The following is a 22036-nucleotide window of genomic DNA, read 5'->3' on the forward strand; positions in this document are numbered from 1 at the left end:
CTCAGGCTCCTTGTCGCGCGGGGGCGCGGCGGTTGGCGGCCTCGGCGGCCAGGTCCAGCGCGATGCCCGCGACCAAAGCCAGCGCGATGGTGGGCAGGGCGCCCAGCAGAACCAGATCCATGGCCGTCTGGTTCAGCCCCTGGAAGACGAAGGTGCCGAAGCCCCCGCCGCCGATCAGCCCGGCAATGACGGCCAGCCCGATGTTCTGGACCAGCACGATGCGCACGGCGGCCAGCAGCACCGGCAGCGCCAAGGGCACCAGCACCCAGCCCAGCAGCTGCACCCGCGTCAGGCCCAGCCCGATGGCAGCCTCGCGCGTGGCGGGGTTCACGCCCGCAAGGCCGGTCAGCGTGTTCGACACCACTGGCAGCAGGGAATAGAGAAACAGCGCCACCAGCGCCGGAAAGAGACCGATCCCCGCCACGCCCGCCTGCGCGGCCCCGGGCACGTTCGCGGCGATCCAGCCAAAGATCGGGATCATCACGCCGAACAGCGCCAGCGAGGGGATGGTCTGCAGGATGTTCAGCACCGACAGGACCGGCCCCCGCAGCGCCCGCGCCTGATAGAGCGCCACGCCAAGCGGCAGCCCGACCAGCAGCGCCAGCCCGAGCGATCCGAAGGCCAGCACCAGATGCGCCTGCGCCTCGCGCAGGAACATGTCCTGACGCGCCGCGTATTCGCGCATGACCGACACCCCGTCCAGAAGACCCGAGCCCAGCAGCGCGGCCAGCGCGGTCACGGCCACGACCAGCAGCACCACGCGCAGCCACAGAGCCGGGCGCAGCCGGGTCAGGGCGTCGGTCAGCATCAGCGCGAAAGCCAGAAGCAGCAGCCAGAACCCCGTCGCGGGCGCGACCCGGGCAAGGGTATCGTCGGGGGGCGTCAGCGAGGTCGCCGCCCCGCCAAGCGCCAGAAGCACCGCCGCCAGTCCCGCAGCCGCCGCCGCCAGCCGCAGGGCAGAAGACCAACGCAGGCATCCGGCCAGCAGGACGGCACCCAGGCCCAGTAGCATCAGCAGGCCCATCGGCAGGGCGGCGGGCAGGCTCAGCCCTTCGCCCGGCACGATGCGGTTCGCCTTGAACTGCACCAGGGGCAGCGCCAATCCGGCCAGCCCGACCGCAGCGAACAGCAGGCCGGGCCGGTCCAGCCGCAGGGACATCAGTCCAGGAAGCCTGCGGTGGTCATGTAATCCTCGGCGACGGCAGCGGCGGGCTCTCCGCCGATCTGGATGCGGCCGTTCAGCTCCTGCAGGGTCTCCAGATCCAGCGATTCGAAGATCGGGGCCAGGATGTCGCGGATCTGGGGATAGGCCTGCAGCACCTCGGACCGGATGATCGGGGCGGGCTGATAGACCGGCTGCACGCCTGCGTCATCCTCCATCACCACCAGCCCGGCGGGCGCGATGCCGCCATCGGTGCCATAGACCATCGCCGCGTTCACGCCCGAGGTCTGCTGGGCCGCCGCCGCGATGGTCGCCGCGGTGTCGCCGCCCGACAGCTGCACCAACTGGTCGGGGGTCAGCTCGAACCCGTAGGTCTGCTGGAACGCGGGCAGGGCCGCCGCCGAGGTCACGAATTCGGTCGAGGCGGCCAGCTTGACCTCGCCGCCGCCCGCGATCCATTCGCCCATCTGGGTCATCGTCTCCAGCCCGTTCTCGGAGGCCACGTCCTGACGCAGGGCGATGGCCCAGGTGTTGTTGGCGGGCGAGGGGGTCAGCCAGACGATCTGGTTCTGCTCCATGTCCAGTTCGGACACGCGGTCGAAGCCCGCCTGCGGGTCTTTCCAGACCTCGCTGTCGCCCTCGTTGAAGAAGAAGGCGCCGTTGGCGGTGTATTCGGGATAGATGTCGATCTGCCCCGAGGTGATCGCATCGCGCATGATCGGCGTGCCGCCCAGCTGCAGGCGGTCCTGCACGGGCAGGTCGGCGGCCTGCAGCGCCATCAGGATCATGTTGCCCAGAAGACCGCCCTCGGTGTCGATCTTGGAGGACACGGTGATGTCCTGCGCCGAGGCGGCGGATCCCAGCCCGATCAGCAGCGCGGCAAGGGGGGTGATGGCTTTCATGGTCGTCTCTCCTGTCGCGCGGGGGCGTCGATATCCGTCAATCGGGCCATCTGGGACGGCCACGGTCAACAGGCGAAATGCCCGTGCGACAAATTGGTTCCGACCCCTGCCGTTGCAGGTCTGCGCCTGTGTTCCGGGGGCCCGCCCCGGCCCGGTCCGCGACAGGCCGCAGCGCAGGCACGCGGGCCCGGTTCCCCGGACCCCGCGTCCCCTGCATCAGCCGCCGAAGCCGCCCCGCGCCGCGCCCGCGCCGCCGAAGCCGCCGCGCGAGGCGGCGGTGGCGCTGGTCATCGGCGCCCGGCCCGCCGTGGCGGCGGGACGGGTGAAGTTCTGCGCGCCCATCTGCGCCCGGCCCGCATTGCTGCCGAAATTGGTCGTGCCGGCGGCATTGGTGAAGCCGCCCGTGGCATTGCGGTACATCGGCTGCGAGGCCGCCATGCCGCCGCCCGCGCGACCCAGCATGCTGCCGATCAGATAGCCCGCCAGCAGCGGCATGAAGATGCCGCCCGACCCGCCATTGCTGACCTGTTCTTCCTCGGATCCGCAATTGCCCGCGCCATGCTGTTCCTCGCAGACGGCAAGGCTGTCATAGCGGGGCGCGGCCTCGACATGCAGGGCCTCGGCCTCGGCGAAGGCCTGGTCGCATTCCCCGGCGGTGACCAGCCCGCCATCGCTGGCCGCGGCCTGACAGCTGGCCAGATCTGGGAAGGCCTGCGCCTCGACCTGTTCCTCGCGGCAGCCGGCGACGGTGAAGGCGGCGGCGCCGAGGATGGTCAGCGCGACGGTTCTGGAACGTTTCCTCATATTCCCTCCTTGGGCAGCGGATCACTCCGCAATGAAATGCGGCTTGAACCGCGACAGGTCCTGCGTGATGCGGGCCCGGTCTTCGCGGATGCCGATGCCGGCGCAGGCAGAGCCCACGATCCAGGCGCCGATCACCGGGCGGAACCCGTCGAATTCGGGCAGCGCGTGATAGGCCTGCACGATGCGGGCATGGCCGTCGTAATCGTGGTTCTCGGACGCATCGGTGACCTCGCCGCCCTCGACGATGACGACTCCCGCACCCTCGCGCGAGAAGATCGGCTTGACGACATGGGCCGCGCGGAACTGTTCCGCCACCGGCGCGAAGGCCTGGGCCACGGCGGGCAGCGGCTGGCCGCCCGCGACCAGCGCATCGGCCACGTCATCGGCGAAGAAGGCCGGCAGCAGGTTCGGATGGCCGGGGAACATCTGCCACAGGATCGGCAGCAGCCCCTTGTTCGACACGACGGCCTTCCAGGCGGGTTCCAGGAACAAGCAGCCCGATTTCGCGATATGGCGGGCGAAGTCGTCGGTCAGCAGATCCTCCCAGGGGTACAGCTTGAACAGCGTGCCGATCACGCGGTCGTCGGCGTCCAGGAACTGGCCATCCTTGCTGACCGCCAGCTTGTCCAGGTCGCTGTAATGCGCGCCCATGCCCGCCTCGCGCGCCGCCCAGGCCATCGCCTCGACGGTGGCGTAATCCTCGGCATTGTCCGCGACGGCGGTGAAGTGGATGTCGGTGTCGGGCGGGAACAGCTCGCGATAGCGCTCGACCAGCGCCTCGTGGATGCCGTTGAACTGGTCGGCGCCCTTGGGCAGGTGGCCGGCGGCCATCTGGTCCTCCAACCACTGCCACTGGAAGGCCGCGCTTTCATAGAGGGATGTCGGCGTGTCGGCATTGTATTCCAGCAGCTTGGCCGGCCCGGTGCCGTCATAGGCCAGATCCATGCGGCCATAGATCTCGGGCTCGCCCCGCGCCCAGCTGTCGGCCACCAGCGCCTGATGCGCCTGCGGGATGCCCAGCCTGTCCATCAGCGCGGGATCGGCCACGATCCGGTTCACCGCCTCGCGGGTCATCGCGTGCAGTTCAGTGGCCGGCCCCTCCAGATCGTCCTCGATCTGGGCCAGGGTGAATTGATAGGCCGAGCTTTCGTCCCAATAGGGCTCGCCATGCATATGGGCGAAGGTAAAGCCGACCTCTGCCGCCTTGGCGGCCAGATCGGGGCGTTCGGGAAGGGTGATCTTGCGCATAGGCATGATGTAATGGCTTGGGCCCCCAAGGGCCAGAGGTCAGGTGGTCGCGCCGTCATTTGCTTTGGCCAGCCGCAGGTCGCCATCCGGCAGGTGCAAGCGCGGCTCGTTTCGGGCCAGGACAGCCCCTTCGCATCGGTCTTTCAAGGGCTTGCGCAAAGGCAATATCAAAACACGTAAGTTCTTATTAAAATGAAATAAAAGAGGCGTTAACCATCTGGAAAGGTTCGTGTTGCTGGCGCGAGAGGCGACCTGATAACCCGGGGCCAGACAGCTCTGCCATGCCCTTCGACCACATGGTGACCTGACCAATCGACCGCTCCGTCACGATCACGATGATCGCCGATCATCCTTTGCCTCAAGGACTGCCCGCCATGCCGTTGACCTTCGACGCGATCTATCTTGGATACTTCATCCCTCGCCTTGACCTGACCGAGGGCGACGGCAACATCGCGGATGGCCCAGGCCTAACCTCGCCCGTCAATTTCGAGTTCGGCATCGACAGCGTCGATCCGTCGCCGCTCTATACCCGCATCACCTCCCTGACGATGACGCCGCAGCACGGTTACACGGTCTATACGAATGATGACCGGGACGGACAGCTGTTCACGGCGAATGTCGAGCCGTGGAACGGAAACCTTCCGGGAACGACCACCTTCGACTTCGACGCGGTGGTGCGCTACAAGGGAACCGTCACCTATGTGGACGGATCCTCGGTCGACAATGTCTACCTGTCTCTGATGCAGTCTCAGGATGGGCAACTGTTCCTGCTGCCCTCGGTTCTGGATCTGCACATCCTGCAGGCGAAACCGATCCTGTCGATCAAGCCGACCTCGCTGGATGCAGATTGGCTGCAACTTGGACTTAATCGCACGGAAGGCGCCTTCGACGACGGCGAAATCACGGGAACCTCGGGGGATGACGTGATCGGTGCCGGCTATGTCGAGCCGGTGACCGAGGGGACCGACCGGGTCGACAACAATGACGGCCTGTCCGGTGCCGGCACCCAGTTCAACGACGATGTCATCGATGCGCTTGGCGGCAACGACACCGTCGATGGCGGGCTTGGAGACGACTTCATCGATGGCGGCAGCGGTGATGACCTTCTGCTCGGCAATGTCGGGAACGACACGATCCTGGGCGGCGAGGGCAACGACACCCTCATCGGCGGGGCGGGGACAGACTGGCTTGATGGCGGCGCGGGGACCGACACGCTCAGCTATGAGGGTGACACGGCCGGCGTGACCGTGAACCTGGCCACCAATACGGCCTCGGGCGGCGACGCGCAGGGCGACTCGATCGCGCATTTCGAGAATGTCATCGGCGGCAGCGGGAATGACAGTCTGACGCTGTCCGATACGGCCGGCCACGCCGAGGGCGGTGCCGGCGACGACAGCCTGACGGGCGGGGCCGGCAACGACACGCTGAGCGGCGGGACGGGCGCGGATACCCTGACGGGCGGCGGCGGGAACGATCTGTTCCAGTATGACGCGGACGGGTCGGTGGACACGATCACCGATTTCGGCACCGGCAACAGCGGCGCGATCGACGACGGTGACGCGACCAACAATGATCGGATCGACCTGGCGCCCTATTACGACTCGCTGCGGGAGATGAAGGACGACTTTGCCGATGACGGCATTCTCAACCAGTCCAACACGACAGGTCCGAACGCCGTCGACTATTCGGACAATGCGGACATCACGGGGCCTGCCGGCACGGGCGGACTGCAGTTCACCGGAGTGACCTCGGACGCCTTCACCTTCGACACGACCGGGGTGACCTGCTTCGCCGCCGGCACGCGGATCTCGACCCCGCGCGGTCAGATCGAGGTGCAGGATCTGGTGCAGGGCGATCTGGTCGACACCGTCGATGATGGCGCGCAGCCGATCCTCTGGATCGGGCGGCGCCACCTGTCGGCCACCGAGCTTGCCGCATTGCCCCATCTGGGCCCGATCCGCATCGCGGCGGGGGCATTGGGGACGAACCTTCCCCTGCGCGACCTGATCGTATCGCCCCAGCATCGCGTCCTGGTCAAGTCGCGGATCGCGCGGCGGATGTTCGATCTGGACGAGGTTCTGGTCGCCGCAAAGCATCTGGTCGGCGTCAATGGGATCACGCTGGCCCAGGGCCTGTCAGAGGTGGAATACTGGCACATCATGTTCGATCGCCATCAGGTCGTCCATTCCGAAGGCGCGCCGACCGAAAGCCTGTTCGTCGGACCGGAGGCGATGAAAAGCCTGACCAAAGCCAGCCGCGACGAGATCCTGCAGCTCATGCCGCATCTGGCGGACGCGAATTTCGCACCTGCGCGCGAGCTGGTGAAGGGCCGCCTTGGCCGCACCCTGGCCGCCCGCCATCGCAAGAACGGGGTCACGCTCTACATGTCCTAAGGCAGCCCCCGGCCGGCAAGGGATCAGCCCTGCCGGCCATGAAAAGCGTCATCCGGGGATCATGCTCCAGGGCCTTGTCGCACGAGGTCCCTGAGGGCCGGGCTTTTCCCTATCCCCAACCAGGCTTTCGTGACGGGGATGCCCATGCGCGGTGACGGCATTCAAAACGATCCCGCGAACCTTGAAGTCGAAGACCTGGTGATCGACGTCCCTCGCGGCCAGTCGCTGGCCGATCGGCACACGGGTTGAGAAAAAATCGCGCTGTTGCACTGGCTGAAGCGAGCGCAAACCCGCTGCAGACGGGCGCCTGGACCGGCCATCCCCGTCTGTCAGAGGTCGCGCATGACACCGAAGAGGCCGACCGAAAGCGGGTCGTCATGGGAACGGGACAAGACCGGAACCCTGCAAACAGGCCGAAGCCGGCTGCAAACTCGCCCGCAAGCGGCTATACTATAATAGAATAAGGATACAGTGGTGAGCCCAACAGGATTCGAACCTGTGACCCACTGATTAAAAGTCAGTTGCTCTACCAACTGAGCTATGGGCCCATCACGAGGCGGTTCCTAGGGGGGGCGGCCGGTGGGGTCAAGCGGAAAAATGGAACGCGCTGGCGGAATCGATCCGGGCGGCCTATATCGCGGCGCATGAAGCATGCACTTTCGACCGGCCTCCCGTTCTTCAAGATGCACGGGCTGGGCAATGACTTCGTGGTTCTGGATCTGCGCGACGGGACGCCCCGTCCGGGCGCGGATCTTGTCGCGCGCATCGCCGACCGCCATTGCGGGGTGGGCTTCGACCAGCTGGCCGCGATCGAGACCTGCAACGATGCCGATGCGCGGCTGGTCTTCTGGAACGCAGACGGATCGCTGTCGGCGGCCTGCGGCAATGCCACGCGCTGCATCGCCCGCTGGCTGATGGACCGGACGGGTGCGACCGCGCTGCGGCTGCGGACCGATCACGGGGTGCTGCTGGCCGAGGATGCGGGCGGGGGGATCACGCGGGTGAACATGGGCGCGCCGGTCCTCGACTGGCGGGCAATCCCGCTGGCGCGCGAGGTCGACATCGACCACCTGCCCATCGCGGGCGATCCGGCCGCGACCGGCATGGGCAATCCGCATGCGACCTTCTTCGTGTCTGACGCGGGCGCGGTCGATCTGGACCGCTTCGGCCCCGATCTGGAACATCATCCGCTTTACCCTCAGCGCACCAATGTCGAGATCGTGCAAATCCTGTCGCGCGACGAGATCCGGCTGCGCATCTGGGAACGGGGCACCGGGGCGACGCTGGCCTCGGGGTCGTGTTCCTGCGCGGCGGTGGTGGCGGCGGTGCGGCGCGGGCTGACCGACCGGCGCGTGACGGTTCATGTGCCGGGCGGGCGGCTGCTGATCGACTGGCGCGAGGACGGCGTCTGGATGGAGGGTCCGACGGCGGTGGTCTTCGAGGGGGTCCTGACGCCCGCGTGGCTGGCATGAGCGCGCCGGTCTTCTCCACGCTCGGCTGTCGGCTGAACGCCTACGAGACCGAGGCCATGCGCGAGATGGCCGAGGCCGCGGGCCTGTCGGGCGCGGTCGTCGTGAACACCTGCGCCGTCACCGCCGAGGCCGTGCGCAAGGCCCGCCAGGAGATCCGCCGCCTGTCGCGCGAGAACCCCGGCGTGCCGGTGATCGTGACGGGCTGCGCCGCCCAGACCGAGCCCGAGACCTTCGCCGCCATGCCCGAGGTGACCAAGGTCATCGGCAATCACGAGAAGATGCAGCCCGCGACCTGGGCGGGGCTGCGGGCGCCCGACCTGATCGGCGACACCGAGAAGGTCGTCGTCGACGACATCATGTCGGTGCGCGAGACGGCGGGACACCTGATCGACGGCTTCGGGCGCCACCGGGCCTATGTGCAGGTCCAGAACGGCTGCGATCACCGCTGCACCTTCTGCATCATCCCCTTCGGGCGCGGCAATTCGCGCTCGGTTCCGGCGGGCGTGGTGATCGAGCAGATCAAGCGGCTGGTCGGGCGCGGCTTTCACGAGGTCGTGCTGACCGGGGTCGATCTGACCAGCTGGGGCGCCGATCTGCCGGGGCTGCCGCGCTTGGGCGATCTGGTCATGCGCATCCTGCGGCTGGTGCCGGACCTGCCGCGGCTGCGGATCAGCTCGATCGATTCGATCGAGGCGGACGAGAACCTGATGCTGGCCATCGCGACCGAGCCGCGGCTGATGCCGCATCTGCACCTGTCGCTGCAGGCGGGCGACGACATGATCCTCAAGCGCATGAAGCGCCGCCATCTGCGCGACGACGCCATCGCCTTCTGCGACGAGGCGCGGCGGCTGCGCCCCGACATAATTTTCGGCGCCGACATCATCGCGGGCTTTCCGACCGAGACCGAGGCGATGTTTCAGAACTCGATCGACCTGGTTGCCGCCTGCGGGCTGACCTTCCTGCATGTCTTCCCCTATTCGGCGCGCAAGGGCACGCCGGCCGCCCGGATGCCTGCCGTCGCGGGGCCCGCGATCCGCGACCGCGCCGCGCGGCTGCGGGCGGCGGGCGACGCGGCCCTGCGTGGGCATCTGGAAGGGCAGCGGGGGGTCCTGCACCGGGTCCTGACCGAAGGGCCGCGCCTTGGGCGCACCGAGCAGTTCACCGAAGTGGCCTTTGCCGAGGATCAGCCCGAGGGCACGCTGATTGCGCTGCGCATCACCGGGCATGACGGACAGCGGCTGACCGTCTAAGTGTCCGCGGTAGAGGGGGGCGCTGCCCCCCGTCCTGCGCCCTCGATGCTGAAAAGGTCCCCCGGACCTTTTCGGGGCGCGGGTCAGCCCCGGGATATGTCGGCCAAGATGAACGCCCGGCTTGGGGTTGTGGCTTGCGCTGCGGGCTTCTAGCCTTTGGCCAAAGGGCAGGAGGGCCTGATGAGCGTGATCTTGTATTCCCATGACAGCGGGGCGGCCCATGCGACCCCGCCGGGTCATCCCGAGCAGGTGGCGCGGCATGCGACCGTCCTGGCCGCGCTGGAGGGGCTGGTCCTGGACCGGCGCGAGGCCCCACTGGCGGAGGACGCAGATGTGCTGCGCTGCCATCCTGCCGCCTATCTGGACGGGCTGCGGGCGGCGGTGCCGGCCGAGGGTCTGCGCCAGATCGATGCCGACACCTACCTGTCGCAGGGCAGCCTGGAGCCCGCCCTGCGCGCCGTCGGGGGGGCCTGCGCCGCGGTGGATGCGGTGCTAGCCGGTGAGGCGGGGGTGGCCTTCGTGGCCATGCGCCCGCCGGGGCACCATGCCGAGACCGCGACCGCGATGGGGTTCTGCCTGTTCGGGACCGTGGCCATCGCCGCCAAGCGGGCGCTGGATCATCACGGGCTGGCCCGCGTCGCGGTCCTGGATTTCGACGTGCACCATGGCAACGGCACGCAGGATCTGCTGTGGGACGAGGGGCGGGCGCTGTTCGTGTCCAGTCACCAGATGCCACTGTATCCCGGCAGCGGCGCGGCGTCCGAGACGGGGGCGCAGGGCCAGGTGCTGAACCTGCCGCTGCCGCCGGGTTCGGACGGGGCCTTGGCGCAGGCGGAATGGGCGGGGGCGCTGCGGCGCATCGTCGCGTTCGCGCCGCAGCTGGTCATCGTCTCGGCCGGGTTCGACGCGCATCGCGACGATCCGCTGGCGCAGCTGGACTGGGAGGACGCGGATTTCGCCGCCCTGACCCGCGCGATCTGCGGGGCGGCGGCGCAATGCGGGGCCCCCGTGGTATCCTGCCTGGAAGGTGGTTATGATCTTGCGGCCTTGGGACGCTCGGTGCGGGCCCATGTGACGGTGCTTTTGGAGGCCACGGAATGAGCGATATCACCACCCTCTCGTTCGAGGAGGCCATGCGCGAGCTGGAAGCCACGGTCGGCAAGCTGGAGACCGGCGAGGCGACGCTGGAGGAGTCCATCGCGCTGTACGAGCGCGGCGCCGCGCTGCGCAAGCATTGCGAGGACCGCCTGCGGGCGGCCGAGGAACGGGTCGAGAAGATCACCCTGGCGGCGAACGGCCAGCCCTCGGGCGTCGAGCCGGTCGAAGGTCTGTGATGCAGGATCGTCTGGCCCGGGTCCGGGCGGAGGTGCAGGCCGAGCTGGACCGTGTCATCGGCGCGCTGCCGGATGGGAATCTGGCGCAGGCCATGTCCTATGGCGTGCAGGGGGGCAAGCGGCTGCGGGCCTTTCTGGTCATGGAATCGGCCCGTCTTCATGGCGTCGAGGACGCCGCCGCCCTGCCGGCAGCGGCTGCGGTCGAGGCGCTGCATGCCTACAGCCTGGTCCATGACGACCTGCCCGCGATGGATGACGACGACCTGCGCCGGGGCCAGCCGACCGTGCATGTGCGGTGGTCCGAGGCGACCGCGATCCTGGCCGGCGACGCGCTGCAGACCCTGGCCTTCGAGCTGCTGACCGAGGACCGCATCGGCGCGCCCGAGGCCCGGCTGCGGCTGGTGGCGGCGCTGGCCGATGCGTCGGGCGCGCGGGGGATGGTCTGGGGGCAGGCCCTGGACATCGCCGCCGAGACCGCCGGCACGCCGCTGGATCTGGACGCCATCACCCGGCTTCAGGGCGGCAAGACCGGCGCGCTGATCCGCTTTGCGGCGACTGCCGGCCCGCTGATCGCGGGGGACGATCCGGCGGCAATGGACCGCTATGCCGATGCGCTTGGCCTGGCCTTCCAGATCGCCGACGACATTCTGGACGTGACCGGCAGCGAGGCCGCCACCGGCAAGCGCGTGGGCAAGGATGCGGGGGCCGGCAAGGCGACCTTCGTCTCGCTGCTGGGCCTGCCCGGCGCGCAGGCCGAGGCACGGCGCCTGGTGGGTGTCGCCGATGCCGCGCTGCGTGATTATGGCGCAGCGGCCGGAAACTTGCGCGCCCTGTCGCGTTTCGTTATCGAGCGCGATACCTGATCGCCCGTCCCGGAGGAGGGCCAGCCCATGACCGACCGACCCAAGACGCCTTTGCTCGACCGTGTGTCGCTGCCGTCCGACCTCAAATCGTTGAGCGATGTCGACTTGCGCCATCTGGCCGACGAGCTGCGGTCCGAGACGATCAGCGCCGTCAGCGCGACGGGCGGCCATCTGGGGGCGGGTCTGGGCGTGGTCGAGCTGACCGTGGCCCTGCATGCCGTCTTCGACACGCCGCGCGACAAGCTGATCTGGGATGTCGGCCATCAGTGCTATCCCCACAAGATCCTGACCGGGCGGCGCGACCGCATCCGCACCCTGCGCATGGGCGGCGGGCTGGCGGGCTTCACCAAGCGGGCGGAAAGCCCCTACGATCCGTTCGGGGCGGGCCATTCCTCGACCTCGATCAGCGCGGCGCTTGGTTTTGCGATGGCGCGCGAGCTGGGGGGCGATCCGGGTGATGCGATCGCCGTGATCGGCGACGGCGCGATGAGCGCGGGCATGGCCTATGAGGCGCTGAACAACGCGGGTCACGAGGGCAAGCGGCTGTTCGTGATCCTGAACGACAACGAGATGTCGATCGCCCCCCCGGTCGGAGCGATGTCCTCCTATCTGACGCGGCTTTATGCCGGCGGCCCGTTTCAGGAGCTGAAGGCCGTGGCCAAGGGCGCGGTGGGCATGCTGCCCGACGCGTTGCAGGAAGGCGCGCGTCGGGCCAAGGAAATGCTGAAGGGCATGACGGTCGGTGGCACGCTGTTCGAGGAACTGGGCTTTTCCTATATCGGCCCCGTCGACGGGCATGACATGGAACAGTTGCTGCCCTTGCTGCGCACCCTGCGGGCCCGGGCCGACGGGCCGGTCCTGATCCATGTCGTCACCAAGAAGGGCAAGGGCTATGCCCCCGCCGAGGCGGCGGCCGACCGGGGCCACGCGACGGGCAAGTTCGACGTCATCACCGGGGTGCAGGCCAAGGCCAAGTCGAACGCGCCCAGCTATACCGCCGTCTTCGCGCAGGCGCTGATCGACGAGGCGGCTCGCGACGACCGCATCCTGGGTGTCACGGCGGCCATGCCGGACGGGACGGGGCTCAAGCAGTTCGCGCAACGCTTTCCGCGCCGCTGCTTTGACGTGGGCATCGCGGAACAGCATGCGGTGACCTTTTCGGCCGGGCTGGCGGCGGGGGGGATGAAGCCCTTCTGCGCGATCTACTCGACCTTCCTGCAGCGCGGCTATGATCAGGTCGTCCATGACGTGGCGGTCCAGAACCTTCCGGTGCGCTTCGCCATCGACCGCGCCGGGCTGGTGGGGCAGGACGGCCCGACGCATTCGGGCGCCTATGACATCGCCTTTCTGGCCAATCTGCCGGGCTTCGTGGTGATGGCCGCCGCCGACGAGGCGGAGCTTGTCCACATGGTCGCGACCGCCGCCGCCCATGACAGCGGTCCCATCGCCTTCCGCTTTCCGCGCGGCGAAGGCACCGGGGTCGAGATGCCGGAACGCGGAAAGGTCCTGCCCATCGGCAAGGGCCGGATGATCGCCGAAGGCAAGACGGTCGCGATCCTGTCCTTCGGCACCCGCCTGTCCGAAGTGATGGCCGCCCGCGAGGCGCTGATGGCCCGCGGCATCACGCCGACCGTGGCGGATGCCCGCTTTGCCAAGCCGCTGGACCACGACCTGATCCTGCGCCTGGCCCGAGATCACGAGGCGCTGATCACCATCGAGGAGGGCGCCATCGGCGGCTTCGGCAGCCATGTGGCCCAGCTTCTGGCCGAGGAGGGGGTCTTCGACAGCGGCCTGCGCTTCCGCTCGATGGTCCTGCCCGATGCCTTCGTGGACCATGACGCGCCGCAGGCGATGTATGATACCTCGGCCCTGAACGCCCGCCATATCGAGGCCAAGGTGCTGTCGGTCATGGGTGTCGAGGCACTGGACACCCGGCGCGCCTGACCGGGGTCGGGCCAAGGCCGGTCCGGTCCCGCCCCTATCCATAGCTGCGCACCAGCGCCCCCGCGATCATGCCCCATCCGTCGACCACGACGAAGAAGGCCAGCTTGAAGGGCAGCGAGACGACCACCGGCGGCAGCATCATCATGCCCATGGACATCAGGACCGCCGCCACGACCAGGTCGATGATCAGGAAGGGCAGGGCGATCAGGAAGCCGATCTCGAAGGCGCGCTGGATCTCGGACAGCATGAAGGACGGGATCAGCACCGACAGCCGGTCCGGGGGGCCGACCCCCGGGGCGATTTCGGCCAGGTTGGACAGGGTGCCGGGATCGGTGCGGGCGGCCATAAAGCCCTGGAACGGCACGATGCCCCGCTGGAAGGCTTCGGCGATACCGATCCGGCCCTGCTGCAGGGGCAGGCCCGCCACCTGCCAAGCCTCGCGCAGCACCGGGTCCATGATGAACCAGGTCAGAAAGATCGCCAGGCTGATGATCAGCATGTTCGGGGGCGACTGCTGCAGCCCGATGGCCTGGCGCAGGATCGACAGCACGGTGACGATGAAGGGAAAGGCCGTCACCATGATGGCGATGCCGGGCGCCAGCGACAGGGCGGTCAGCAGCAGGATTAGCATCACCGCATTCTGACCCAGCCCCGCGGCAAGCGTCTCACCCAGGCCCTGCGCAAGATCCTGCCCGGCGGCGGCCGTGGGCAAGAGCAGCCCCGCCAGCAGGAGGACCGGGCGGATCACGGCGCCCCCGAGGCCACCACCCGCACGCAGAGACGATCCTCGGTCCCGCCGTCGCCGGTCAGTTCCCCGCGTGCGATGACCTTGTCGCCGATGCAGATCTCGACCCCGTCCTCGATGGCCTGATCCAGCACCAGCACGTCGTCGGGGCGCAGCGCCGACAGCTGCGAGACGGTCTGGCGGGTGCGGCCAAGGCGGATGGTGACCTCGACCTGGATCGTGTCGGTATCGATCAGATGCTTCAGGGCGTCCATGGTGCGTCCTCCTCGGTGATCTCCGCGATCAGGGCGCGGATGCTGTCGGCGATCTCGGTGGGGGCAAGCTGGATGCGACCGCCCTGAAGGGTCACGGCGATGCGGTCCTCGGCGATCTCGTCAAGGACGATGCTGCCCAGCCCGGCCGCCTCCACGCAGTGCTGGACCATCGGGCGCAGACCGCTGCTGCAGGCGATCCGGGCGCTCAGCGGATCCGCGCGCTGTGACAGGCGCATCAGTTCGGCCTGCAGCGCCTCCTCCAGGCGGCGCGAGGACAGGGGCGGTGCCATCAGATCGATGATCTGGTGCAGGAGGGGGGCCAGCGCCTCGACTGCCTCCTGCCGCATCTGGCGGCGGCGGGCCTCGTCCTCGGCGAGGATGTCGGACAGCCGATGCAGGCCGTCCTGCAGGGCCCGCAGCCCCGCATCCTCGACCTCGGCCAGAGCCGCGGCCTGTCCATCGGCAAAGGCCCGGTCCAGATCCTCGCGGCTGAAGCTGACCTCGACCGGGCGGCTGGCCGCCGCCGGCGAAAATGATTCAAGTCTGAACAGTGCAAGGCTCAATTCACGCTCTCCTTGTTGTCGATCCAGCCCGACAGGATCTTGACGCTTTCCTCGTGGCGTTCCTTCATCATCGCCTTGAGGCGCGCCACGGGATCGGCCGAGGGCAGGGCGAGGGGCTCGACCCCCGGGAAATCGATGGGCGCGATCCGGGGATGCTCGGGCGAGGCGGCGAAGTCCTCGTTGATGAAGCCGTCCAGACCGCCGGACATGGGCGACATCATCGGGGCCATCATCGCCATCTGCGGCATCGGTGGCAGGCTGTCATCCAGCATCGGAGCCGCCGCGCCGGACCGGTTGCGCAGGATCGGGCGCAGCACCGCCCAGATGATCGCCAAGGCAAAGATCCCGATCAGCGCAATCCGCGCCAGATCGTTCAGGGCCAGCCGGTCCATGAATCCGGGGGCGGCCAGCGTGCCGTCCTCTCCGAGGCTGGCGAAGGGCAGGGATTTGACGGTGATCAGGTCGCCCCGCGCGGCGTCGAAGCCCACGGCCGAGGCGACAAGGTCGCGTAGCGTCTCCAGTTCGGCATCCGCGCGAGGAGCCAACACCGTCTGGCCCTCGGCATCCACCTGGGGCACACCGTTGACCAGCACGGCAACCGTCAGGCGCCGCGTGGCGCCGGGCTGGCGCTGCACCTCACGGGTCGTGCGGCTGACCTCGTAATTGGCCTGACTGCGGTTTTCGGCCCGCGCGCTCTGGCTGCTGTCGCCCGGCTGCTCCTCGGCATCGGGCAGGTTCGAGGCCGCCGTCACCGCCCCGGTGCCGGTCGAATTGCTCTCGTCCGTGGTCTCTTCGGTGACGGTCGAGATCAGCGCGCGCTGGTCGGGGTCGAAGCGCTGTTCGGTCAGCAGCTCTGTCTCGGTCATCAGATCCAGGTTCAGCTCGACGATGGCATTGCCGACGCCGACATGCGGCTCCAGGATGCGTTCGACATTGCGCTTCATCTCGGCAGCGCGGTCCGCCCCCGTCTGATCCTCGGTCGAGGCGACGATGCCGCGTTGCGAATCGATGACCGTGACACGGTCCGGCTGCAGGCCGGGCACCCCGGACGAGACGAGGTATTTCAGCGAAGCCGCCTGATCGCGGCTGATCGGCTGGCCATTGGTGGTCAGCGTCACCGAGGCGCTGCCGTTCCGGTCGCGCCGATAGCCGCGCCCGGTGTCCAGCGCCAGATGCACCCGCGCCGTCTGGACATTGGGCAAGGCCAGGATCGTCCGCGCCAGCTCGCCCTCCTTCGCGCGCCAATAGGCGGCGTCGAACATCTGCGAGGTGGTCCCGAATCCCGACATGCCGTCCAGCAGCTCGTATCCCGTGCTGCTGGCGGCGGGCAGACCCTGCGCCGCCAGGTCCATGCGCAGCCGGTCGCGCTGGTCGGCCGCCACCCAGATCGCGTCGCCGCGCACCTCGTAGGGAACGCCCACCCGCTCGATCCCGGCGATTACCTCGCCGGCCTGGGCGGAATCCAGCCCCCCATAGATGAGTGCCATGCTGGGCCGGCTGGCCAGCCAGGCGAACAGCGCGACCACCAGGAAGGCACCCAGAAAGGCGGCGCCCAGGATCACCTGCTGCTGAGAACTTCGCTCGGTCCAGTAGTCCTGCAGTTTTTGCAAAACCGCTCCTTTCGAATCAGCGCGTCGAGGTCGTCTGGCCCTGAAATGACATGGCCGGTCTTAAGATTTGGTTAGTCGCAAGCTGGTATTTCCAACCCGTCAGGATGGAGAATCACGATGACCGAAGCAGGGGCCTTGCCCGCCGGAAAGACGCGCGGAAAGAAAGGGTTGCTCATGGTGGTCTTGGCGACTGTCCTTCTGGGTGGGGGCGGTTTTGCCTCGACATTTCTGGGGTTCTGGTCGCCCGGGGCGATGCTGTCCGGCCCGGCCAAACCCCCGCCCTCGGGTGCGCATCTCAGCGTCGAGTTCGTCGAGGTGCCCACGATCGAGATCATCGTCCCGGGCGGTCGCGCCCGCAGCATGGTGATGTCGGCCACGATCGAGACCGACAGCCACCACAAGGGCCAGGTCACGCATCTGATGCCCCGGGTCTCGGATGCGTTCACGACCTTCCTCTCGGGTGTCGACCCGGCCGCCTATGACAAGCGCGGGGTGCTGGAGGTGATCCGCGCCGAGTTGGTCACCCGCTCGCGCTTCGTCCTGGGCGAAGACCCGGTCAAGGACCTTCTGATCACGGAGTTTCGATTCAAATGACGATGGACCATCTGATGCAGGGGCTGCTGCTGCTGGCCTGCCTGGGGCTGGGGCTGTTCTGCCTGATGCTGACCCACCGGCTGCGCAAGCTGAACGATCTGGAAACCGGTCTGGGCGGCGCCATCGCCGTGATGGCCGCCGAGGTCGACCGGCTGGAACGGGCGATCCGCTCGGCGCGCGACGAGGCGATGGAGGCCAGCACCCGTCTGGCCGACGAGATCGAGACGGCCCGGCGCGAGCGGGCCATCTGGGACCTGCGCCAGCGGATCGGGGCCGCGGCTGCCGAGGCGCCCCGGCCCCTGTCCACCGCGCGTCGCCTGCGCAAGCGATCCGAGGTGACCCATGGCTAGGCCCCTCCTGCCCGTACTGACGCTGCTTTTCGTGCTGCCTGCCGGGGCCATCCTGTGGCAGGGAACCGGTCTGGCTCGCCTCTTTTCGACCGTCGCCGTCGCCGCCCCCGCCGATCTGCTGGACGGCTGCGGCGATGTCCCAGAGGCCGTGGCCCTGGCCGAGGAGTTGCGCGACCGCGCCCTGCGGATCGAACGCTACATGGCCTCGCTGGAGACCAGGAAGGCAGAAATCACCCAGGCCGAGGCAAGCCTGCGCGAACATCTGAGCGACCTGCGAGCCCAGAGGGATCGCGCGGTCGCGGATCGGGACGGTGCCACCCAGGCCGTGCGCACCGATATCGACCGCCTCATCGCCCTTTACGACCAGATGAAGCCGGCCGAGGCCGCCGCCATCCTGACCAACCTTCCCGCCGATTTTGCGGCCGAGATCCTGATGCGCGTCCAGCCGGAAGCCGGCGCGCGCATCATCGCCGCCGTCGATCCCCGCCAAGCCGCGCTGCTGACCGCCCAGATGGGCGCGCGCAGCGTCCGCACCCCATAAGGACCCCCGCCATGTTCGGTTTCGTCGGAATTTTCGTCACCTTGGCCATGGTCTTCGGGGGCTACCTACTGGCCGGGGGCAAGATGGGCGTGATCCTGCACGCGCTGCCCTTCGAGATGATGATGATCATGGGCGCCGCGGTCGGGTCCTATTTCCTGGGCAACAGCACCGATGTGCTGAAGGCGACCCTGGGCGGGCTCATGCGGGCGTTCAAGGGCCCTCGCTGGACGGCGCAGGATCATCAGGACGTGCTGTGCCTCATGTTCCAGCTGCTCAAGATCGCACGCGAGAACCCCGTCGCGCTGGAACAGCATATCGAGAACCCCGGCGAATCGCCCATCTTCACGGCCTATCCGCGCCTGGCTGCCGATCATCACGTCGTCTCGCTAATCTCGGACACGCTGCGCTCGGCCAGCCTGAACTATGATGATCCCTATCAGGTGGAGGACATGCTCTCGCGCCGCATCGCCACCCTGCGCGAAGAGGAGATGCATGTGCCCCATGCCCTGCAGACCATGGCCGACGCCTTGCCCGCCTTGGGGATCGTGGCGGCGGTTCTGGGGATCATCAAGACGATGAGTGCGATCGACCAGCCGCCGGCGGTCCTGGGAAAGATGATCGGCGGTGCGCTGGTGGGGACCTTCTTGGGGGTGTTCCTGTCCTATGGCTTCGTCGCGCCGCTGGCCAACCGGCTTGGATCGGTGGTGAAGGAGGACCTGGGCTTCTACGAGGTCGTCAAGTCGGTCCTCGTCGCCGGGCTGCACCAGCATGCGACGACACTGTGCGTCGAGGTCGGGCGGCAGACCGTCCCGGAACATGTCCGGCCCAGCTTCGACACGCTGGAAGGCGCGCTGCGCGAACTCAAGAAAGCTGCCTGATGTTGCGGGCGGCCCCCTATCTCGTGGCGGCATTCCTGGCCGCCGGACCCGCGTCGGCCACCGATGCCGAGCAACTGGCCCGGGACGCGTCGGACTGGCTTCTGTCAGGACAGGGGCTTCCCCGCGATTACCGAGTGCGGCTGATGCAGATGGACAGCGCCGAGCGGCTGCTGGCCATCGCCTATCTGCGCCGGGTCGGGCTGCTGACGGATGGACCCTGGACCGTCGATGACCTGCTTCGTCCCGCGCGACCCCGACCGGAGACGGGGCCATGACCCCCATCGGCGCGGTGGCGGGCAAGCCCGGCAAGCTGCTGGACGCCCCCCTGCTGGTCACAAGCGGGCTAGTGCTGGTGGTCCTGTCGCTGGTGATTCCCCTGCCGGCGGGAGTGCTGGATTTCGGGATCGCGATCTCGATCGCCTCGGCCGTGCTGATCCTGGTCATGGCCTCGCTGGTCGAGAAGCCCACCGACTTTCAGGCCTTTCCCGTCCTTCTGCTGGTCAGCCTGGTGATCCGGCTGTCGCTCAACGTCTCGTCGACCCGGCTCATCCTCACCGATGGCCAGAACGGCACCGAGGCGGCGGGCCAGGTCATCAACGGGTTTGCCAGCTTCGTGTCCGGGGGCTCGATCCTGGTGGGGATCACGGTCTTTGCGGTCATCTCGGTGGTGAACTTCATGGTCATCACCAAGGGCTCGGGCCGGATGGCCGAGGTCGCGGCCCGCTTCGCGCTGGATTCTCTGCCCGGCAAGCAGCTGGCCATCGACGGCGACCTGAACGCCGGCGCCATCGACCATCAGGAGGCCAAGCGCCGCCGTGTCCAGGAGCAGCGCGAGATCAGCTTCTTCGGCTCGCTGGACGGGGCGTCGAAATTCGTCAAGGGCGATGCGGTGGCGGGCATCGTCATCACCCTGATCAACCTCTGCGTCGGCCTGGCCGTCGGCATCACGGTCCATGACATGCCCCTGGGCGAGGCGGTGTCAACCTATTCCCATCTGACCGTCGGCGACGGGCTGGTCAGCCAGATCCCCGCACTGATCACCTCGATGGCGGCGGCCTTGCTGCTGTCGCGCGGGGGGGCCACCGAGACGACGGCAGGTCTTCTGTCGACCGAATTCGGTCGCAGCTGGCAGCCGGCGGCCATGGTTGCGGCGGCGATGGTGGTCATTTCCCTTGTCCCCGGCATGCCGAGGCTGCTGTTTCTGGGCATCGCGGCGGGCATGGCCACCTTGGCGTGGCGCATCGCACGTCGCAGACGGGCGGCGGAGGAGGCTCTGCCGGATCTGACCGCGACGGATCCGGGCACCAAGCCTGCGGCCCGGATCGGGGATGTGCTGGACACCGACGATATCAGCGTCGAGATCGGGACCGATCTGATCGTCACCGCGCTGGATCAGGCGCGGGGCCTGGGCAGCCGGATCAGCAACCTGCGCATCCACATCGCACGCAGCTTCGGCCTGATCCTGCCCGACGTGCGCATCACCGATACCGACGATCTGGCGCCGGTCGACTATCAGATCCGCATCCAGGGCGTCATTCGCGGGCGTGGCACGCTGCGCCCGGCCGAGGTGCTGGCGCTTGGACCCGATGCGGTCCTGGCCGACCTGCGCGGCATCTCCGTGCGCGAGCCGGTCTATGCCAGCCCGGCGAAATGGATCCAGCCCGATGACCAGGAAGAGGCCGCGACCCTGGGAGCCACCGTCGTCACCCCGATGGAGGTCCTGTCGACCCATCTGATGGAGGTGGTCAAGGCCAACCTGCCCGCCCTGCTGACCTTGGGCGCCCTGCAGCGCCAGATCGACGAGCTGAAGGCCCTGTCCGATACCGGTCGGGCCGACCGCTATCGCAAGTATTTCGACAGCATGATCCCCGACAAGGTCACCCCCGAGACGCTTCTGGCCATCCTGCGCGCCCTGCTGGAGGAGCGGATCTCGATCCGCAACCTGCCGCTGATCGTGGATGCGATCTGCGAATTCCGCAGCATCGAGCAGCCCGAGGCGATCTATGAACTGGTCCGCAAGCGCCTGCGCGGCCAGATCACCCAGCAATATGCCGACGATCTGGGTCGGCTGGCCGCCCTGCAGCTGCACCCCTCCTGGGAGGCCGAGTTCGTGCGCGCCGATGCCGAGACCGGGCGGGCGGGGGGCGGGGCGATGACGCCGGCGATGTCGCGCAAGCTGGTCGATGCCGTGCGCAAATCGCTGTCCCTGGCCGAGCCTGCGATGCGCACGGTCCTTCTGACCCCCGATCACCGCCGCCGGATGATCCGCGCCGTCCTGGGCGCCAATGGCATGGCCGTCCCGGTTCTGGGCCTCGAGGAGGTCGACCCCTCGGCCGAATTGCGGCTCTTGGGCACGGTCGAGGCGGCGTGATGTGGGACCAGCTTCAGGCGATCTTCCCGGGGCTGGAATGGACGCAGGTGCTGGTCTATGTGCGCGTCCAGGCCTGCATCCTTGTCCTGCCTGGCCTGGGCGAAAGGGTGATCACCGCGCGCATCAAGGTCGCGATGGCCCTGGCGCTGACGCCGCTTCTGTCGGGTCTGGGCCCCGCGACCCAGATGCCGCTTCAGCCGCTTGGGCTGGTCGGGCAGCTGGGTATCGAGATGGTGCTGGGGCTGGCCGCAGGGACGATGCTGCGGCTTCTGGTCCTGGCCATCGACATCGCCACGACGGCGATCGCGGCCACGGCCTCGCTGTCCCAGATCATGGGCGTCCAGAACGAGATGTCGCCGCATCCGATCGGGAACATGCTGCATCTGGCCGGCCTTGCCATCCTGATGGCGCTCGGCCTGCCGGTGATGCTGGTCGAGCTGATGGCCGACAGCCTGACCCTCTGGCCGCCGGCCCGCCTGCCCGCCGCCGACGGTCTGGCGATGGCGGTGGCGCGGATCGTGGCCGACAGCTTCTGGCTGGCGATGATGCTGGCGGCGCCCTTCACCCTGGGCGGGTTTCTGTACCAAGCTCTGTCGGCGGTCATCAACCGGGTGATGCCGGCCCTGCCGGTGGTCTTCATCGGGGCGCCGGCCTCGATCCTGCTGGCGCTGGCGGGACTGGCCGTTCTGGCGCCGCTGCTGCTGGGCATCTGGGCGGATGCGGTGCTGGGCTTCATGCTGCCGCCCCTTCCCTAGGAC

22 protein-coding genes and 1 tRNA gene are annotated in these 22036 nt (G+C 68.2%); 14 read left to right on the forward strand and 9 right to left on the reverse strand.

What is annotated here, in order from left to right:
• Position 1: 1 nt before the first annotated feature.
• The 4 genes from FA743_RS06590 to FA743_RS06605 all read right to left on the reverse strand — a co-directional run bounded on the left by FA743_RS06590 (position 2) and on the right by FA743_RS06605 (position 4116).
• The gene (locus FA743_RS06590) at positions 2 to 1159 is read right to left on the reverse strand and encodes an ABC transporter permease (RefSeq protein WP_136885085.1); all 1158 of its coding nucleotides are present in this window, start codon (positions 1157 to 1159) and stop codon (positions 2 to 4) included.
• Positions 1159 to 2064 (reverse strand): glycine betaine ABC transporter substrate-binding protein OsmF, encoded by a 906-nt coding sequence (gene osmF, locus FA743_RS06595; protein WP_136885086.1) that lies wholly within the window; start codon positions 2062 to 2064, stop codon positions 1159 to 1161. The genes FA743_RS06590 and osmF overlap by 1 nt, the downstream gene beginning before the upstream one ends.
• A gap of 216 nt (positions 2065 to 2280) precedes the next feature.
• The gene (locus FA743_RS06600; protein WP_136885087.1) at positions 2281 to 2868 is read right to left on the reverse strand and encodes a DUF1190 domain-containing protein; all 588 of its coding nucleotides are present in this window, start codon (positions 2866 to 2868) and stop codon (positions 2281 to 2283) included.
• 21 nt (positions 2869 to 2889) lie between these two features.
• Positions 2890 to 4116, reverse strand: coding sequence for a glutathionylspermidine synthase family protein (locus FA743_RS06605; RefSeq protein ID WP_136885088.1), 1227 nt, complete (start codon positions 4114 to 4116; stop codon positions 2890 to 2892).
• A 374-nt stretch (positions 4117 to 4490) separates the two neighbouring features.
• Between FA743_RS06605 and FA743_RS20785 the strand changes: the two genes are divergently transcribed.
• Positions 4491 to 6509, forward strand: coding sequence for a Hint domain-containing protein (locus FA743_RS20785; RefSeq protein ID WP_169308794.1), 2019 nt, complete (start codon positions 4491 to 4493; stop codon positions 6507 to 6509).
• Positions 6510 to 6981: 472 nt separating this feature from the next.
• On the opposite strand, the gene FA743_RS06615 is transcribed toward FA743_RS20785, so the two are convergent.
• Positions 6982 to 7057: transfer RNA gene (locus tag FA743_RS06615), tRNA-Lys, on the reverse strand.
• A 96-nt stretch (positions 7058 to 7153) separates the two neighbouring features.
• On the opposite strand from FA743_RS06615, the gene dapF reads away from it, so the two are divergent.
• From dapF to dxs, 6 genes are all read left to right on the forward strand, one after another.
• A complete protein-coding gene (gene dapF, locus FA743_RS06620) occupies positions 7154 to 7981 on the forward strand; it encodes a diaminopimelate epimerase (protein ID WP_136885090.1) in 828 nt (275 codons plus the stop codon).
• Positions 7978 to 9231, forward strand: a complete 1254-nt coding sequence (gene mtaB, locus FA743_RS06625) for a tRNA (N(6)-L-threonylcarbamoyladenosine(37)-C(2))-methylthiotransferase MtaB (protein ID WP_136885272.1) — start codon at positions 7978 to 7980, stop codon at positions 9229 to 9231. Before dapF ends, mtaB begins: the two co-directional genes overlap by 4 nt.
• Before the next feature lie 180 nt (positions 9232 to 9411).
• Positions 9412 to 10332 (forward strand): histone deacetylase family protein, encoded by a 921-nt coding sequence (locus FA743_RS06630; RefSeq protein ID WP_136885091.1) that lies wholly within the window; start codon positions 9412 to 9414, stop codon positions 10330 to 10332.
• Positions 10329 to 10565 carry an exodeoxyribonuclease VII small subunit gene (locus FA743_RS06635; RefSeq protein WP_136885092.1) on the forward strand — a complete coding sequence of 79 codons (237 nt, stop codon included), beginning with the start codon at positions 10329 to 10331 and terminating at the stop codon, positions 10563 to 10565. The genes FA743_RS06630 and FA743_RS06635 overlap by 4 nt, the downstream gene beginning before the upstream one ends.
• A complete protein-coding gene (locus FA743_RS06640; RefSeq protein ID WP_136885093.1) occupies positions 10565 to 11428 on the forward strand; it encodes a farnesyl diphosphate synthase in 864 nt (287 codons plus the stop codon). Before FA743_RS06635 ends, FA743_RS06640 begins: the two co-directional genes overlap by 1 nt.
• 27 nt (positions 11429 to 11455) lie before the next feature.
• Entirely contained in the window at positions 11456 to 13372 is a 1917-nt protein-coding gene (dxs, locus tag FA743_RS06645) for a 1-deoxy-D-xylulose-5-phosphate synthase (RefSeq protein WP_136885094.1), read from the forward strand.
• A gap of 34 nt (positions 13373 to 13406) precedes the next feature.
• On the opposite strand, the gene fliP is transcribed toward dxs, so the two are convergent.
• From fliP to fliF, 4 genes are read right to left on the reverse strand one after another with little or no spacing between them, the layout of a single operon-like run.
• Positions 13407 to 14120 carry a flagellar type III secretion system pore protein FliP gene (fliP, locus tag FA743_RS06650; RefSeq protein WP_211242209.1) on the reverse strand — a complete coding sequence of 238 codons (714 nt, stop codon included), beginning with the start codon at positions 14118 to 14120 and terminating at the stop codon, positions 13407 to 13409.
• Positions 14117 to 14371: a FliM/FliN family flagellar motor switch protein gene (locus tag FA743_RS06655; RefSeq protein ID WP_136885095.1), complete on the reverse strand. Its 255-nt coding sequence runs from the start codon at positions 14369 to 14371 to the stop codon at positions 14117 to 14119. Before FA743_RS06655 ends, fliP begins: the two co-directional genes overlap by 4 nt.
• A complete protein-coding gene (locus FA743_RS06660; protein ID WP_136885096.1) occupies positions 14359 to 14934 on the reverse strand; it encodes a hypothetical protein in 576 nt (191 codons plus the stop codon). The genes FA743_RS06655 and FA743_RS06660 overlap by 13 nt, the downstream gene beginning before the upstream one ends.
• Positions 14931 to 16544: a flagellar basal-body MS-ring/collar protein FliF gene (gene fliF / locus FA743_RS06665; RefSeq protein ID WP_136885097.1), complete on the reverse strand. Its 1614-nt coding sequence runs from the start codon at positions 16542 to 16544 to the stop codon at positions 14931 to 14933. The genes FA743_RS06660 and fliF overlap by 4 nt, the downstream gene beginning before the upstream one ends.
• Positions 16545 to 16718: 174 nt before the next feature.
• Here fliF and FA743_RS06670 point away from each other — a divergent pair, with 174 nt between their 5' ends.
• Genes FA743_RS06670 through FA743_RS06700 form a run of 7 tightly spaced genes read left to right on the forward strand, consistent with a single transcriptional unit; the run spans position 16719 to position 22033 of the window.
• Entirely contained in the window at positions 16719 to 17138 is a 420-nt protein-coding gene (locus FA743_RS06670; protein WP_169308795.1) for a flagellar basal body-associated FliL family protein, read from the forward strand.
• 2 nt (positions 17139 to 17140) lie between these two features.
• Positions 17141 to 17488: a hypothetical protein gene (locus tag FA743_RS06675; protein WP_169308796.1), complete on the forward strand. Its 348-nt coding sequence runs from the start codon at positions 17141 to 17143 to the stop codon at positions 17486 to 17488.
• Positions 17481 to 18029, forward strand: a complete 549-nt coding sequence (locus FA743_RS06680; RefSeq protein ID WP_136885100.1) for a MotE family protein — start codon at positions 17481 to 17483, stop codon at positions 18027 to 18029. The genes FA743_RS06675 and FA743_RS06680 overlap by 8 nt, the downstream gene beginning before the upstream one ends.
• A gap of 11 nt (positions 18030 to 18040) precedes the next feature.
• The gene (gene motA / locus FA743_RS06685) at positions 18041 to 18907 is read left to right on the forward strand and encodes a flagellar motor stator protein MotA (RefSeq protein ID WP_136885101.1); all 867 of its coding nucleotides are present in this window, start codon (positions 18041 to 18043) and stop codon (positions 18905 to 18907) included.
• Positions 18907 to 19182: a class II glutamine amidotransferase domain-containing protein gene (locus FA743_RS06690; protein ID WP_136885102.1), complete on the forward strand. Its 276-nt coding sequence runs from the start codon at positions 18907 to 18909 to the stop codon at positions 19180 to 19182. The genes motA and FA743_RS06690 overlap by 1 nt, the downstream gene beginning before the upstream one ends.
• Positions 19179 to 21278: a flagellar biosynthesis protein FlhA gene (locus FA743_RS06695; protein WP_136885103.1), complete on the forward strand. Its 2100-nt coding sequence runs from the start codon at positions 19179 to 19181 to the stop codon at positions 21276 to 21278. Before FA743_RS06690 ends, FA743_RS06695 begins: the two co-directional genes overlap by 4 nt.
• Positions 21278 to 22033 carry a flagellar biosynthetic protein FliR gene (locus FA743_RS06700; protein ID WP_136885104.1) on the forward strand — a complete coding sequence of 252 codons (756 nt, stop codon included), beginning with the start codon at positions 21278 to 21280 and terminating at the stop codon, positions 22031 to 22033. Before FA743_RS06695 ends, FA743_RS06700 begins: the two co-directional genes overlap by 1 nt.
• Positions 22034 to 22036: the final 3 nt, after the last annotated feature.

This window comes from Paracoccus gahaiensis (genome assembly GCF_005048225.1).
GTDB classification, from domain to species: Bacteria; Pseudomonadota; Alphaproteobacteria; order Rhodobacterales; family Rhodobacteraceae; genus Paracoccus; species Paracoccus gahaiensis.

What these genes read in the sequence shown, in the direction of transcription:
- FA743_RS06590 (WP_136885085.1), bottom strand. Translation starts at nt 1,159, where the DNA reads ATGTCCCTGCGGCTGGACCGGCCCGGCCTGCTGTTCGCTGCGGTCGGG.
- osmF (WP_136885086.1), bottom strand. Translation starts at nt 2,064, where the DNA reads ATGAAAGCCATCACCCCCCTTGCCGCGCTGCTGATCGGGCTGGGATCC.
- FA743_RS06600 (WP_136885087.1), bottom strand. Translation starts at nt 2,868, where the DNA reads ATGAGGAAACGTTCCAGAACCGTCGCGCTGACCATCCTCGGCGCCGCC.
- FA743_RS06605 (WP_136885088.1), bottom strand. Translation starts at nt 4,116, where the DNA reads ATGCGCAAGATCACCCTTCCCGAACGCCCCGATCTGGCCGCCAAGGCG.
- FA743_RS20785 (WP_169308794.1), top strand. Translation starts at nt 4,491, where the DNA reads ATGCCGTTGACCTTCGACGCGATCTATCTTGGATACTTCATCCCTCGC.
- dapF (WP_136885090.1), top strand. Translation starts at nt 7,154, where the DNA reads ATGAAGCATGCACTTTCGACCGGCCTCCCGTTCTTCAAGATGCACGGG.
- mtaB (WP_136885272.1), top strand. Translation starts at nt 7,978, where the DNA reads ATGAGCGCGCCGGTCTTCTCCACGCTCGGCTGTCGGCTGAACGCCTAC.
- FA743_RS06630 (WP_136885091.1), top strand. Translation starts at nt 9,412, where the DNA reads ATGAGCGTGATCTTGTATTCCCATGACAGCGGGGCGGCCCATGCGACC.
- FA743_RS06635 (WP_136885092.1), top strand. Translation starts at nt 10,329, where the DNA reads ATGAGCGATATCACCACCCTCTCGTTCGAGGAGGCCATGCGCGAGCTG.
- FA743_RS06640 (WP_136885093.1), top strand. Translation starts at nt 10,565, where the DNA reads ATGCAGGATCGTCTGGCCCGGGTCCGGGCGGAGGTGCAGGCCGAGCTG.
- dxs (WP_136885094.1), top strand. Translation starts at nt 11,456, where the DNA reads ATGACCGACCGACCCAAGACGCCTTTGCTCGACCGTGTGTCGCTGCCG.
- FA743_RS06655 (WP_136885095.1), bottom strand. Translation starts at nt 14,371, where the DNA reads ATGGACGCCCTGAAGCATCTGATCGATACCGACACGATCCAGGTCGAG.
- FA743_RS06670 (WP_169308795.1), top strand. Translation starts at nt 16,719, where the DNA reads ATGGTGGTCTTGGCGACTGTCCTTCTGGGTGGGGGCGGTTTTGCCTCG.
- FA743_RS06675 (WP_169308796.1), top strand. Translation starts at nt 17,141, where the DNA reads ATGGACCATCTGATGCAGGGGCTGCTGCTGCTGGCCTGCCTGGGGCTG.
- FA743_RS06680 (WP_136885100.1), top strand. Translation starts at nt 17,481, where the DNA reads ATGGCTAGGCCCCTCCTGCCCGTACTGACGCTGCTTTTCGTGCTGCCT.
- motA (WP_136885101.1), top strand. Translation starts at nt 18,041, where the DNA reads ATGTTCGGTTTCGTCGGAATTTTCGTCACCTTGGCCATGGTCTTCGGG.
- FA743_RS06690 (WP_136885102.1), top strand. Translation starts at nt 18,907, where the DNA reads ATGTTGCGGGCGGCCCCCTATCTCGTGGCGGCATTCCTGGCCGCCGGA.
- FA743_RS06695 (WP_136885103.1), top strand. Translation starts at nt 19,179, where the DNA reads ATGACCCCCATCGGCGCGGTGGCGGGCAAGCCCGGCAAGCTGCTGGAC.
- FA743_RS06700 (WP_136885104.1), top strand. Translation starts at nt 21,278, where the DNA reads ATGTGGGACCAGCTTCAGGCGATCTTCCCGGGGCTGGAATGGACGCAG.